Annotated in this window: 13 protein-coding genes; 3 read left to right on the forward strand and 10 right to left on the reverse strand. The window is 34.4% G+C overall.

Annotation, left to right across the window (positions count from 1 at the left end; translation table 11 throughout):
- Positions 1-6: 6 nt before the first annotated feature.
- The 4 genes from BZARG_RS01585 to BZARG_RS01600 all read right to left on the reverse strand — a co-directional run bounded on the left by BZARG_RS01585 (position 7) and on the right by BZARG_RS01600 (position 5,503).
- Positions 7-2,112 (reverse strand): vWA domain-containing protein, encoded by a 2,106-nt coding sequence (locus BZARG_RS01585; RefSeq protein WP_008634663.1) that lies wholly within the window; start codon positions 2,110-2,112, stop codon positions 7-9.
- 73 nt (positions 2,113-2,185) lie between these two features.
- Positions 2,186-3,253 (reverse strand): AMP-binding protein, encoded by a 1,068-nt coding sequence (locus tag BZARG_RS01590; protein WP_008634665.1) that lies wholly within the window; start codon positions 3,251-3,253, stop codon positions 2,186-2,188.
- Positions 3,254-3,259: 6 nt separating this feature from the next.
- Positions 3,260-4,426 (reverse strand): CPBP family glutamic-type intramembrane protease, encoded by a 1,167-nt coding sequence (locus tag BZARG_RS01595; RefSeq protein WP_008634383.1) that lies wholly within the window; start codon positions 4,424-4,426, stop codon positions 3,260-3,262.
- A gap of 36 nt (positions 4,427-4,462) precedes the next feature.
- Positions 4,463-5,503: an o-succinylbenzoate synthase gene (locus BZARG_RS01600; protein WP_008634583.1), complete on the reverse strand. Its 1,041-nt coding sequence runs from the start codon at positions 5,501-5,503 to the stop codon at positions 4,463-4,465.
- Between the two features lie 57 nt (positions 5,504-5,560).
- On the opposite strand from BZARG_RS01600, the gene BZARG_RS01605 reads away from it, so the two are divergent.
- Together BZARG_RS01605 and BZARG_RS01610 are read left to right on the forward strand one after the other, a co-directional pair.
- Positions 5,561-6,523, forward strand: a complete 963-nt coding sequence (locus tag BZARG_RS01605) for a sterol desaturase family protein (RefSeq protein ID WP_008634279.1) — start codon at positions 5,561-5,563, stop codon at positions 6,521-6,523.
- Positions 6,524-6,562: 39 nt separating this feature from the next.
- The gene (locus tag BZARG_RS01610; RefSeq protein WP_008634349.1) at positions 6,563-7,354 is read left to right on the forward strand and encodes an SDR family oxidoreductase; all 792 of its coding nucleotides are present in this window, start codon (positions 6,563-6,565) and stop codon (positions 7,352-7,354) included.
- Between the two features lie 3 nt (positions 7,355-7,357).
- Here BZARG_RS01610 and BZARG_RS01615 read toward each other — a convergent pair whose 3' ends face one another.
- From BZARG_RS01615 to BZARG_RS01625, 3 genes are all read right to left on the reverse strand, one after another.
- Positions 7,358-8,035: a metal-dependent hydrolase gene (locus BZARG_RS01615; RefSeq protein ID WP_008634444.1), complete on the reverse strand. Its 678-nt coding sequence runs from the start codon at positions 8,033-8,035 to the stop codon at positions 7,358-7,360.
- A 78-nt stretch (positions 8,036-8,113) separates the two neighbouring features.
- On the reverse strand, positions 8,114-9,016 hold the full coding sequence (gene menA / locus BZARG_RS01620) for a 1,4-dihydroxy-2-naphthoate octaprenyltransferase (protein WP_008634310.1): 903 nt from the start codon (positions 9,014-9,016) through the stop codon (positions 8,114-8,116).
- Between the two features lie 9 nt (positions 9,017-9,025).
- Positions 9,026-9,865, reverse strand: coding sequence for a 1,4-dihydroxy-2-naphthoyl-CoA synthase (locus tag BZARG_RS01625; protein ID WP_008634333.1), 840 nt, complete (start codon positions 9,863-9,865; stop codon positions 9,026-9,028).
- Positions 9,866-9,915: 50 nt separating this feature from the next.
- Between BZARG_RS01625 and BZARG_RS01630 the strand changes: the two genes are divergently transcribed.
- Positions 9,916-11,034 (forward strand): C1 family peptidase, encoded by a 1,119-nt coding sequence (locus BZARG_RS01630; protein WP_008634796.1) that lies wholly within the window; start codon positions 9,916-9,918, stop codon positions 11,032-11,034.
- A 275-nt stretch (positions 11,035-11,309) separates the two neighbouring features.
- On the opposite strand, the gene BZARG_RS01635 is transcribed toward BZARG_RS01630, so the two are convergent.
- From BZARG_RS01635 to menD, 3 genes are all read right to left on the reverse strand, one after another.
- Positions 11,310-12,143, reverse strand: coding sequence for a CvfB family protein (locus tag BZARG_RS01635; protein ID WP_008634261.1), 834 nt, complete (start codon positions 12,141-12,143; stop codon positions 11,310-11,312).
- A 158-nt stretch (positions 12,144-12,301) separates the two neighbouring features.
- The gene (locus BZARG_RS01640; protein ID WP_008634713.1) at positions 12,302-12,640 is read right to left on the reverse strand and encodes a DUF2853 family protein; all 339 of its coding nucleotides are present in this window, start codon (positions 12,638-12,640) and stop codon (positions 12,302-12,304) included.
- Positions 12,641-12,714: 74 nt separating this feature from the next.
- Positions 12,715-14,475, reverse strand: coding sequence for a 2-succinyl-5-enolpyruvyl-6-hydroxy-3-cyclohexene-1-carboxylate synthase (gene menD / locus BZARG_RS01645; protein ID WP_008634468.1), 1,761 nt, complete (start codon positions 14,473-14,475; stop codon positions 12,715-12,717).
- Positions 14,476-14,497 lie beyond the last annotated feature (22 nt).

The raw sequence follows: 14,497 nt of genomic DNA on the forward strand, positions 1-14,497 counted from the left end.
ATTTAATTACAAGCTGTTATATGCATTTACCAATCTTAAAAACTCCGAACGGTAGCCATTATTATCAATACCTCTACCCTGTTTCGCTAATACCAAGACATCTGTTATTTGTCCGTTGTTATCATATTTAGAATCCCGTAATTGCATGCCAAATAAGGCGACTGCCGATGCAAATTGCATATCCGTAGAAGCTTTATGAACTTTGTTTTCATGCACATGAACCATTTCAATGCTTTTTTCGCCATCAGGTTTTTTGTAACGGAATTTCACGGTAAACAATTCATCAGAAAAATTTAAAGTATTTTCACTTTTTGTATATTTCAAATCGGAAATATTTTTCATATAAGGACTCTTTACACCTACTGGGATCACTTCATATAAGGCAGTTACGGAATGTCCACTTCCTAATTCACCAGCATCTTTGGTATCGTCTATAAAATCTTCATCTGCTAATATTCTATTTTCGTAACCAATTAAACGATAAGCTTGAACGACTGCAGGATTAAATTCAACTTGAATTTTAACATCTTTAGCTATCGTATATAAAGTACCACCAAATTCTTTTCCAAATACTTTTTGAGCTTCTTGCATGGTGTCAATGTATGCGTGATTTCCATTTCCTTTATCAGCTAATGTTTCGAGTTTAGAGTCTTTGTAATTGCCATATCCAAAACCTAAAACCGACAAGAATACACCCGTTTTACGTTTTTCTTCAATTAATTTTTCCATGTCTTTATCTGAAGAAGCACCAACGTTAAAATCGCCATCCGTTGCTAATATAACACGATTATTGCCGTTTTTCTTAAAATGCTTTTCTGCTAAACTATATGCCAATTCTATACCTTGTCCACCAGCAGTTGATCCTCCTGCCGCTAATTTATCTAAAGCTGCTATTATTCTATCCTTTTTATTTCCTGAAGTCGGCTCTAAAACCACACCTGCCGCTCCAGCGTAAACTACTATGGAAACCAAATCTTTTTCTCGTAATTGGTTAACTAATAATTTAAAAGCAGATTTTAATAATGGCAGTCTATTTGTACCATTCATAGAACCAGAAACATCAATAAGGAATGTTAAGTTAGAAGCTGGCAGCGCATCATTCTCGTAGGTTTTCCCTTGTAAACCAATCCGAACTAATTGTGTATCGGTATTCCAAGGTGTTTTAATTTGTTCGGTATTGATAGAAAATGGATGCTTATCAACTGGCTGTGGATAATCATAATCGAAATAGTTTACCATTTCCTCAATTTTAACTGAATTGGCAGGAACTTCTTGACCATTATTTATCATGCGTCTGATATTGCTGTAAGAAGCTTTATCTACATCAATGGAAAACGTTGATAAGGGTTTAGTTTTTACGTTTTCAAAAGCGTTTTCTACAATTTCTTCATAGGAATCAGAATTATCATAAGTATTTGGATGCAAAATGTGCTGCTTAACTTCATTTGGAAGGATATAATTCCCATCCTTTGTTGTTACAATTACAACCCCATTTGCGCCTTGTGCACCATATAAAGCTTTACCTCCTGCTCCTTTTATTACATTTACGATATCTATATTTTCAGGTTCTAAATTCGCTAAAGTTTCGGCACTAGATATATTGCCATCAATAACTATTATGGCTTCTTGGGGTCCTAGAATTGACCGATTTCCGCGTAAAACAATTTGTGAGGTTTGATTAATATGTTTGCCATTAGAGTTAATATTAACAGCTGCTACTTTGCCTTGTAATGAATGAACTCTATTTGTTTGGGTGTTTCGTTCTCTGTTTAATTCCTTTTCAAAACCTATAGATGACACAACCACTTCTTCTAAAACAGCAGAATCCACTTGCATAGCAAACGTAAGATTAGATGTATTTTTGTTGACTTCTTTTTCTTCGATTTGATAACCGATAAATGAGAATACTAATAAATCACCTGGTTTTGCTTTAATACTGTAAAAACCATCAAAATTAGTTTGAGTTCCGTCTGATGTGCCTTTTATAATAACATTCACACCGGGTAACGCAATACCGTTTTCGTCAGAGATAGTTCCAGAGATAGTTCGTTGTTGCGCATGAATTTGAAGACTTATAAAAGCTACAAATACAAATTGTAATAGATTATTCATGGTTTTGTGTTTTAAATTCTATGTAAACCTAAAACACAAATACTATATATAAAATCTGAAATTCGTGTATGCGCTATTTGATTGAGGCAACCGTCTTTTTACGTTGAATTTTCCCGGAATCTGTTTCTTTAAACCGTTTTACGAAGAAAATTTCTTTAGGAATTTCATGTTTATTTAAATTTGAAAACACCTCTGGTTTAAATGTTTTTGTTTCACCTTCAATAATAAGAATAACACGTTCTCCTAATTCATTATCTGGTAAAGAGGCGATAAAAAATCGAGAATCGATATTTGTCGCTAAAGCATTTTCAACCATTTCCGGATGAATTTTAACACCTCCAGAATTAATTACAAAATCCGTTCGACCTAACCATTCAAAGGTTGAATCGCCATGAATTTTTACAACATCGTTGGTTGTAATTATCTCTTCAGCAATATTTTTGGCATCTATAACCAGACAACCGCGCTCATCTTGCGAAATTAGAACACCAGGCAACACTACAAAAAAGTTGTTAGCGCTTGCTTCCGGAAAATTATTAAGCTGTTTAAGTGCTATATGACTAACAGTTTCCGTCATACCATAGGATTCAAAAACGGTTGGAGTAATATTTTGAATCGTCTTTTTTAAATCGCTTGACACAGGAGCGCCACCAACAATAATCATTTCTATTTTTTCGACTTTAGAAAGATTCATTTGCAATTGCATCGGAATCATAGCAGCAAACCTGTATACTTTACGCTCATTAATTTCCAATATTTTTTTTGGTGAAATAATGTCCAAGTGTAAACCCAACATCATAGCACGAATTAGCATCATTTTACCAGCAATAGTTCCCGCGGGCAAACACAAAAGCGCACCATCTTTAGGTTGTAATTCGAAAAAATCTCCAGTCGTCAACGCTGAATGTACCATGGCTTGTTTACTAATACCAATGGTTTTAGGCGCTCCTGTAGATCCAGAAGTTTTGGCTTCCAAAGTATCATTAGGATCTAACCAATCCGCCAGGAATTCGCCAATAGCGATTTCAAAATCATCACCTTCCTTAATATAACTGTAAGCGACTTCTTTTAAACCTTCGCGATTATAATGAAAACCATTAAGTTGAAAATGGTTGTGTACTTTATCAAATGTAGGTGTCATCTTAAATTATTCGTTTATACTATTAGTTGATTCGTTTGCCGGCTCTTTTACTGTACCAAAAAGTTTCTGTTGCCAATTGTTCCATTTGTATTTTCTCGAAAATATATAAAGTAATATAGGAAACACGATAAATACTGGCATAAATACATCCATAAATCCTGCTGCTTCAGGCAATGATGTGTCTTTAAAAACAGAATGCGTTTGAAAGGCAGTCCAATCAGCCGTAACAAGTAAAGCCGTAAATAAATTATTAGCAGCATGAAAACCCAAAGCAAGTTCCAGGCCGTCGTCCATTAAGGTCATAACACCTAAAAACAAGCCTGTTCCAATATAATATACCATAACTACATAGCCTAATTGCGCCACTTCTGGATTGGCAATGTGCAGTAAACCGAAAACTAAAGATGTGATTAGAAGGGGTGTTGAATTTCTGTTCAAAACTTTATATAGCAAGCTATTTGGTTTGGAAATAACGATATTTTTAAAAAGATTAGAACTCGTTAGCCAGATTAAAAGTAATGGCATAAAAATGTAATATGCTGATTTCAAAATGGAACTAAATACAAAAACATAATCTAAATAGAAGTAAATCAGAATTGAGGCAATTGAAAAAATAAAAATAAAAGGAAACTTATTTTGAATTGTTGCTATCCCTAAACCTTGCATGAAATAACCACGAAATAAATATTCTTCAAAACTAGTTTGAATAGGAATCAATACAATTGCAATCATGCATAAAATTAAAAATGGGACTAATTTAAAGTTTAAGACGTAATTTTCAGGTGATGAATAATAATCTAAAAAAATAAAGCTAGTAGCAATTACGCCCCATAAAATAAAGGCAAACCAAAATCGGTTCCAATCAATTTTTTTACGTGCTGTTGTTAATTCAGTAATAGATTGCTTATGCAGATATTTCACAACTAAAAAGACCCCTACTAAACCACCTGCAAAGGATAGAAGCATCAAAAATAAATTCAAATTAGATTCTAACATCCCCATTAAATCGGCCTCATTCATGCCCATTACACTTCCGCCCTCTGAAAATGCTTTTACAAATACGGCGACTGTAAATGGTATTTGACCAATCACCACTGCCGCAACTATAGCAACAGTTCCAATAATATACCGCCACCAATCGTGAAATCCTTTAAATGCTTGAGCTATATACATATTTTATTTATGATTATATTTTAGTGAAATTATAAATTAATTTGGGAAATTAAATTCCCAAAATTTGTTGTGATCGTAATATAAAGAACCATGTTTTACAGTCAACGGGCTTTCAAAATTGTTAGTAAATAAACTACCTGTTCCTAAACCTTGAGGTAAATTACTTTGCAACGTATAGGTCCATTGTGCAATCGCATTTAAACCCACATTGCTTTCCAAAGCACTGGTTATCCACCAACCTATTTGTTGTTTTTCGGCAAATTGAATCCATTCAGTACTACCCTGAAAACCACCAACAAAACTCGGCTTTAAAATAATAAATTGGGGATTGATAGTCTTTAATAAAACTTCTTTTTCCGAAGTTTTAAAAACCCCAATCAATTCTTCATCCAAAGCAATTGGCAAAGGTGTTTGTTTACACAGTTTTGCCATAACTTCTATTTGTCCCGCTTTTATTGGTTGCTCAATGGAATGTAATTCTAGTTCGGATAAACGCTTTAATTTCTCTAATGCTTCATCTGGTGAAAACGCGCCGTTAGCATCCACACGCAATTCGATATCTTTTGCTGAAAACTCTTTTCTTATAGCTTTTAGCAACGTGTATTCAGTTTCAAAGTCTATCGCTCCAATTTTCATTTTTATACAGCGGAAACCGGCTTCAATTTTCTCCTGAATTTGCTGTTTCATAAATGCTTCTGTTCCCATCCAAATCAAACCATTTATAGGAATCGATTGGTTATTTTGAGTGAATTCTGAAGGAAATAAATCGAATTTATTTTCTGCTTGCAATGATTTAAAAGCCATTTCCAATCCGAATTGAATGCTTGGAAATTCTTTTAATTCGTTATATAAAACGGATAAACCCAAATGAATATTTGCGCAAGTCCATTGTAGTTTCTCCTCGTAATTAGGAACATCGTCAGCACTTAAACCACGTAAAATACCACATTCGCCAATACCTTGCTTTTTGTTTTCTTCTAGAATAATAAACCAAGTTTCTTTCGTTTTCAAAACACCGCGAGAGGTTCCACTTGCTTGTTTAAAATTAAGAATATGTTGATAATAAGTTGCTTTCATATAGTATTCAAAAGTACTCAAATTATTTTGTATTTTAGACAACATAAAACAAACCAAATGCCTGAATTTCCAAACATCATACTATTTGCCATTCCAGTTTTTGTCTTGGCCATGTTGCTAGAAATGTATGTTACTGCCAAACAACAGATTAAATCTTACGAAGTAAAAGACTCCTTTTCATCCATTGCCATGGGATTGGGTAATGTTTTTGTTGGATTTTTGAGTAAGGCTATCGTATTATTAGCATTTTTTTGGATTTATGATAACTTCCGTCTATTTACCATTCCGATTGCCTGGTGGAGTTTTATATTGATTTTCTTTGCCGATGATTTGTCCTATTATTGGTTTCATCGTATTTCTCATGAAAGTCGGTTGTTTTGGGCCTCGCATGTCGTGCATCATTCCTCAAAACATTATAATTTAAGTACGGCCTTACGGCAAACCTGGTCTGGCGGATTTTACTCTTTTATATTTTGGTTATGGATGCCGCTAGTCGGTTTTCATCCTGGCATGATTTTACTGCAGATGTCTATTAGTTTATTATATCAGTTCTGGATTCATACTGAAGCAATTGATAAAATGCCAAAATGGTTTGAAGCCGTTATGAATACACCTTCTCACCATCGCGTACATCATGGTAGTAATCCATTGTATTTAGATAGGAATCACGCCGGTATTCTTATTATTTGGGATAAATTATTTGGAACCTTTCAACCGGAATTAAAAGACGAAAAAGTAGTGTATGGATTAGTAGTTAACATTGATACTTATAATCCAGTGAAAATTGCTTTTATAGAATGGCGAAATTTATTTAAAGATGCCTTTTCGGGCAACAAACCTTTTAAAAGTCGCTTACTATATTTTATAAAACCACCTGGATGGCTCCACGATGGCACCGGAAAAATGAGTGGTGATTTACGGGATGAGTGGCTTGAAAATAGCTCGCAGTCGCAGTCGCAGTCGCAGTCGCAGTCGCAGTCGCAGTCGCAGTCGCAGTCGCAGTCGCATAATGAAAATTGATTTATTAATTAAGAGATAACCACTTTCGCGAGCATTATTATGGATTTCAACAATCAAGTTATTTGGATTACAGGTGCTTCTAGCGGAATAGGAAAAGCGTTAGTGATGATTTTAGCAAAACAAAACTGTCAACTCATTATTTCCTCACGACGGATAGCTGATTTGGAAGCCGTAAAAAATGCCTGTCCAAAACCCGAAAACATAGCCTGTTTACCATTTGATTTGGCTGATTACCAAACTATGTCAACTATTGTAGAAAAGGCAGTTTCTGCATTTGGCAAAATTAATATTTTAATAAACAACGGTGGTATTAGTCAACGATCGCTAATTATTGAAACCGATATTTCCGTGGATAAAAAATTAATGGAAGTCGATTATTTAGGAACTGTTGCACTTTCCAAAGCACTTCTGCCCTATTTTGTTAAACAGCAGTCTGGGCAATTTGTAGCGGTTACAAGTTTAATGGGGAAATTTGCTTCGCCTTATCGATCGGGGTATTGTGGGGCCAAACATGCGCTTCATGGCTTTTTTGATGCTTTGCGATTAGAGCATGAAAAAGATGGGATTAGCGTCACGCTTATTTGTCCGGGATTCGTAAATACAGATATTGCCAAAAATGCTTTAACTGGTGATGGCAGTTTACAAAACACTCAAGATACTGCTACCAAAAACGGACTAGACGTAAACCTTTTTGCCGAGCGCATGCTAAAAGCTATTCATAAAAATAAATTCGAAGCGTATTTTGGAAAAAAAGAAGTTTTGGGTGTATATTTAAAACGCTTTTTTCCCAAGTTTTTGCATTGGTATATTTTGAGAAGTGTGGTACGATAAACTCTACAAATCTAAACTCTCACCAATTCCCAATAACATCAAGTCTTTATCTTTTTCAAAAAACTTGCGTTTAGCATCTTCATGATTGATTTCTATATAACCAAAGGTGTCAAAATGGTAACCGAGTACTTTATCGCATTCCACAAAATCACTGGCTAAAATAGCATCGTCGATTCCCATGGTAAAATTATCTCCGATTGGTAAAATAGCTAAATCTAATTTCGTGCTTAACGGAATCAGTTTCATATCCATTGTTAGCGCTGTATCACCAGCAATATAAATATTTTTATGTTCGCCTTTAATGACAAATCCACCAGGTTGCCCACCATAACTACCATCTGGAAATGACGATGTGTGAATTGCATTTACATATTTGACTTCACCAAACTCGAAATCCCAAGAACCTCCATGATTCATTGGATGCCCTTCAAATCCTTTATTTTGAAAATACGTAACGATTTCAAAGTTCGAAACAATTACAGCATCTGTTCGCTTGGCAATCGCTTCTACGTCCAGAATATGATCTTGATGCGCGTGCGTAAGTAAAATATAATCGGCTTTTAACGTATTGATATCTATGTGAGAGGCCTTTTCGTTACCAGTAATAAAAGGATCCACCAAGATGTGAACACCATCTACTTCTATTCCTAAACTGGCGTGGCCGTAAAATGTAATTTTCATTGAAAAACGTTTTAAATTTTATGTACTGAAAAATACAAAATCTAAAACAATTTCATCAAAAGAAGTGGATAAAATATATTAGATGAGATACCCAACACCCATTAAAATAGCCAAGAAAAATGTAGAAAGCGCTACTTTTTTTAATTCCTGATCTAAATTCGAAGGTTCTGTTGTTTTTTTAACGTAAAACAAATGCTTTACCAACGGAATATACAACACCATAAACAATAAATTAAATGGCGATACATAGTAGAAAGCGGTAAATACCAAAGATAGAACGATAGCACCACCAATTAAAAAGTAATGATATTTTTTCGCATTTTTCAAACCTAATTTAACAGCCAATGTGATTTTATTGGCATTTTTATCGGAAATAATATCACGCATATTATTCAAATTCAAAACTGCCACACTTAATAAACCGATAATACAGGCTGGAAGAAAAATGATATGATCAATTTTTAATGCATAGAGAAAATACGTTCCAAAAGTGCTGACTATTCCGAAGAAAATAAAAACGAAAATATCACCTAAACCGCGATAGCCATAAGCAGAATCGCCCACTGTATAACTAATAGCCGCGTAAACTGAAAAACCTCCAAGTACTAAAAACCCCATAGTATAAAGGAAATAGCGCATACCAAATGCAGTTAAAAGCAAAGCAATAACCAAAATTATAATGATGGCAATATTGATTTTAATAGCGACCAGCATCTGCGCTGCAGATACCGCGCCACTTTGTAAAGCCCGCTGTGGACCAATCCGTTCGTGATTATCGGTACCTTTTACGCCATCACCATAATCATTAGCAAAATTGGATAACACTTGTAATGCAACCGTAGTTAAAATGGCCAAAATACAAATAGGCCAATTCATAAAACCATTATAAGCCGCAAAACAGGTGGCTATAATAATTCCAGAAAGAGATAAGGGTAACGTGCGGACACGTGCCGCAGAAACCCAATGTTTAAATGATGGCATAGTTATTATTTAAGGAATCCACTTTTTAGGAAAGTTAGGCTTACGTTTTTCTAAAAAGGCATCACGACCTTCTTTTGCTTCGTCTGTCATATAAGCTAAACGTGTTGCTTCGCCAGCAAAAACCTGTTGCCCAACCATGCCATCGTCTGTTAAATTCATAGCAAATTTCAACATTTTAATGGATGTTGGTGATTTTGCTAAAATTTCCTGCGCCCATTCATAAGCTGTCGCTTCTAACTCATCATGCGGAATTACAGCGTTAACCATACCCATTTCGTAAGCTTCTTGAGCAGAGTAGTTTCGACCTAAAAAGAAAATTTCACGTGCGCGTTTCTGACCAACCATTTTTGCTAAATACGCAGAACCATAGCCACCATCAAAACTGGTAACATCGGCATCCGTTTGTTTAAAAATAGCGTGTTCTTTACTGGCAAGCGTTAAATCGCAAACAACATGTAAACTGTGTCCACCACCAACAGCCCAACCTGGAACTACGGCAATAACCGCTTTAGGCATAAAGCGAATTAAGCGTTGTACTTCTAAAATATTTAAACGGTGATAACCATCTTCACCTACATAACCTTGATGACCTCGCGCCTTTTGATCGCCGCCAGAGCAAAAACTGTAAACACCATCCTTACTTGAAGGTCCTTCAGCAGATAATAATACAACACCAATATTTACATCTTCCCCGGCATCATAGAATGCATCATATAATTCTTTCGTCGTTTTCGGACGAAAAGCATTTCTAATATCAGGTCTGTTAAAAGCAATACGCGCCACACCATTACATTTCTGATAGGTGATATCTTCATATTCTTTAGCGGTTTTCCAGTTTGCTACACTCATTTTATCTATTTTAGACAAAAATAATTATTATTTAGCTAACAAACCATCCTATGAAGAACATTCTATTTTTATTAGCCCTTCTTTTCAGTTTTACAAACAGTTTTTCGCAAGTTTACACCTTTGAACAAGTTATTAATTTGGAAACTACCGAAGTTATTAGTCAAGGAACTACGGGAACGTGCTGGAGTTTTTCGACCTCTTCATTTTTAGAAAGTGAAATAAAACGTTTAACCGGAAAACAAATTGATGTTTCTGAAATGTATCAGGTCCGCCATACCTATCCTAAAAAAGCTTGGAATTACGTTATGCGCCAAGGAAAAGCGCAATTTGGAGAAGGCGGTTTAGCACATGATGTTATGAATAGTATTCGTGAAAATGGGTTAGTTCCAAAATCGGTTTATAGTGGAATGGACGCCGATGCTAGCGGACATAACCACGCCGAATTGGCTGCCCTTTTAAAAGGCATGTTAGATGTTTATATTGATAATCCGAGCAGAAGCTTATCGCCTAAATGGCAAGGGATTGTTAGCCATACGCTAGATACGTATTTAGGTAAAGATATTACAGATTTCACTTATGAAGGTGTTCAATACACCCCAAAATCCTTTCAGGCAATGACTAAAATTAATCCTGATAATTATGTGAGTCTAACGTCATTTACACATCATCCTTTTTACTCGCAATTCATTTTAAATATTCCTGATAATTTCTCAAATGGTAGTTTTTATAATGTGACTTTAGATGATATGATGGCGACACTTAATCGTGCATTAGAAAATGGTTATACAGTTGAATTAGATTGTGATGTAAGTGAAAGAACTTTTTCTGCCAAGCAAGGTCTTGCTGTAATTCCAGATGATGAAGCGCATTTTAAAGAAATTATGACGCAAGTTCGTCCAGAGAAAAATATTACGCAAGCATACAGACAACAAGAGTTTGAAAGCTATGCAACGCAAGACGATCATTTAATGCATATTACTGGAACCATGAGCGATCAAAATGGCAAAATTTATTATAAAGTAAAAAACTCTTGGGGAACCGATGACATGTATATAGCTAATGGTGGATTCGTTTACATGAGTGAAGCTTATATGCGCCTAAAAACTATTGCAATAATGATTCATAAAGATGCTATGACTAAAGATTTGAAAAAGAAATTGAAGTTGTAAAAATAGTAATGCCGGACAGATAATTTAGACCCCTTCGCTTATAGAAACAACCCGTCTGACGCTAGCCAAGGAATGAAAACCTGATTTATATGCATTTAAAACATAAATACGCAAAAAATCATAGTTATAAATCCATTCTTTGAGTTTTCTACTTCACAACTTTCATAGTTAAGACTACTAATGCTTTAAAACACAAAAAAGTCATCAACTTCTAAATCGTAGTTGATGACTTTTTTTTAAATGCTTTTCTAGTTATTGAATATACCAGAAAAATCTTATTCTACTAAATAAATTCCGTCGTCTTTAATTTCAATAAGTTTTTGCTTATAAAGTGTACCGATCGCTTTTTTAAAGCTCTTTTTACTCATTTGAAGCGCATTTTTAATAGCTTCCGGATCAGATTTATCCGTCAACTTTAAAAAACCACCATGATCATCGAGTTCTTTCATGATTAAATCAGCATTAGGCTCAATACTTCTATATCCTATTTTACCTAAACCGATATCCAGCTTATTGTCAGGACGTATTTTTTTAACAAAACCTTTTAAGCGATCACCAATAGATAAATCTTGAAAAATATCATCGGTAAAAATTAAGCCTTGATGTATTTTGTTTACAATAACATTCATGCCAATATCCGATGGATGCGAAACTATTAAATCCACTTCCTGAAATTGTTCAACAGTTAATTCCTTATTATCTAAAAACTGATTGGTTTTACTAGAAGCCACTAAACGATTCGATTCGTCATCTAGAAAACAATAAACTAAATACCAGCCGCCTTTTTTCATACTAAAAGCTTGCTCTCTAAACGGACAGAATAATTCTTTAACCATTCCCCAGTCTAAAAAAGCACCATGATCGGTAACTGCATTACAGCGTAATACAGCAAACTCACCGCGCATTATATAAGGCTTATCGGTAACGGCAACTAGTCGTTCTTCATTATCTAGATACACAAATACATCCAGCTTATCCCAAATTTTAAATTCCTTCGGTACATAGCGGTTTGGCAATAATACTTCATTGCCTTCATCGTCTTCTAAAAACAATCCAGGTTCTGTTTCCCGTAATATTTCTAATGTATTGTATTCTCCAATTTTTATCATGGCACAAAGATAATATTTTATAGGATACTAAGCACATCTGTTTATTGGATTTAGATATGGTAATTTTAAAATCACTTTTGTCCATAAAAAAAACGTCACTTGAAACAAGTGACGTTTTTAAAATTTGAAATTTTATATTTATGAAGTTTTACTAATATTTAGTAAATACCTTCTTTTTTGAAATGTTTCGTTAATAAATAATAAACAACTGCTCTGTACTTATTTCGGTTTGATTTGCCGTATTGTTCCATGACTGAATCAATTGCTTTATCTAATTCTGGACTATCTTTTAAGCCTAGCTTCTTAATTAAGAAATTATTCTTTACCGTAGCTAATTCAGCTGGATCTGTAGCCGATACTGTTGCAGCATCTGCATTGTAAATTGATGGTCCACAACCAATAGTTACTTTAGTTAATAAGTCCATATCTGCAGTTACACCAATTTTATCTTTTAAATCGGCTGCGTATTTGGTGATTAAATCGTCTCTCTTACTCATTTTATTTTGCATTTAAATTAAAAAATCACTCTTTGATCTAAATATAAATAATATCTAGTTAATTTAAAAGAAAATTACTTAACAAACTTGAAATAATTCAGTAAAACTTCATCGTTTACCGTTCTAGGTGTAAATATCTCCAATATTTTAGGCTTTTCGGACTCACTATAAAAATCCTTTAATTTATTTTTAACCTGTATGGCATTGGATGCGGTTACATATTGAAAACCATACATGCTAGCAAGATGCTTAGCTGTTAAATCATGTTTTGTTTCAAAGAAGTTTTCAAAATTTTCGGAATCTGTATTTCCTGGTAAAATTCTAAAAATACCACCACCCTGATTATTGATTATAACAATCCTAAAATTTGCTGGAATATAATTATTCCATAAAGCATTACTGTCGTAAAAAAAGCTTAAATCGCCAGTAATAAAAACGGTTTGCTTGGTGTTACTTACCGCACAACCAATAGCAGTTGATGTACTACCATCAATACCACTTGTACCGCGATTACAGAACACTTGTATGGATTTATGAATATCGAAAAGTTGAGCGTACCTAATTGTGGAGCTGTTTCCTAATTGTAACACAATACCGCGTGGTAGACTTTTAAATAAGGTTTCAAAAGCTTGAAAATCGCTAAAAGGAATTGTGGTTAAATATTCGCTATGCTTCTCTTTACGGTGATTTTTAACCGCTTCCCAAGTAGCTTTATAATCACTTTTTACAAAATGTGTGATTTGCGGTAAAAAGGTTTCAAAGAAATTATTCGGTGTTGTTTCAATATGCTTTTCTAAACAGAAAAAAGTATCATTTGCATAATCCCTGTCAATGTGCCAATGTTCTTTAGGCTGATATGTTCTTAAATAGTCTTTAATTTTTTTAGAAACTATCAATCCTCCAAAAGTAAGTAGAATATCCGGTTGTAAAGCCTTGAAATCTTCCTCATCCAAAGAGGCAATCATGGTATCAATACTATTAAAAAACCCAGGATTATGAATATTGGATGTTGTTTCTGTAAAAACAATAACGCTATTATCCTTAACTAACTCGTCTAACCATTTTTGCTCAACAGCATTTGGAGGATTAACACCTACCAAAACCATTTTTTTAGCTGAACTGTTCCATGCATCCAAGCATTGGTTGTAAATAAAATCGTCTATTTTACTAGGGCGTTTTTCAAAACCTATAACTTTCGGGTTTACAATTAAAGTATCCGTTAATTCATAAAGTGGCTCATGAAAAGGCATATTTATGTGAACAGGTCCACGTTTCGATAAAGCTTTATTCAACGCTTTATTAATTTCGGTTTCATTTTCCTGCTGCAATTCCTGTTTTCTTCCTAAAAGACGTTCAAGTTTATTTTCAATATTTTTAAAAATAGCAGGTTCGTCTTCATCGCGGTTTTTAAATTCAGCATCCATTTGAGAACTCAAATTAGCCGTATAAAGTATATGGTTTTTATAAACATCCTGCTGATTAATGGTTTGCCCATCTCCTATTCCAATTAAATGCTTTGGCCTGTCTGCCGATAAAACGACTAATGGAATATGACTATAATATGCCTCCGCAACTGCTGGATAATAATTTAAAAGCGCACTACCAGAACTACAAACAACAGCAACTGGTTTTTGAATTTGCTGCGCAATTCCTAAAGCAAAAAAAGCAGCACAACGCTCGTCCACAATGCTGTAACAAGTAAAGAAATCATCGTTGGAAAAACCAAGAGTTATAGGTGCATTTCGGCTACCCGGAGAGATTACTATGTGTTGAACGTTTTTAGCTTTACAAAGCTGAATAATCGTTTGAGCAAGCGGAATTTTTGGGTATTGCATTTAAGGTTGATTCTAACGGTAA

This window comes from Bizionia argentinensis JUB59, from assembly GCF_000224335.1.
GTDB classification, from domain to species: domain Bacteria; phylum Bacteroidota; class Bacteroidia; order Flavobacteriales; family Flavobacteriaceae; genus Algorimicrobium; species Algorimicrobium argentinense.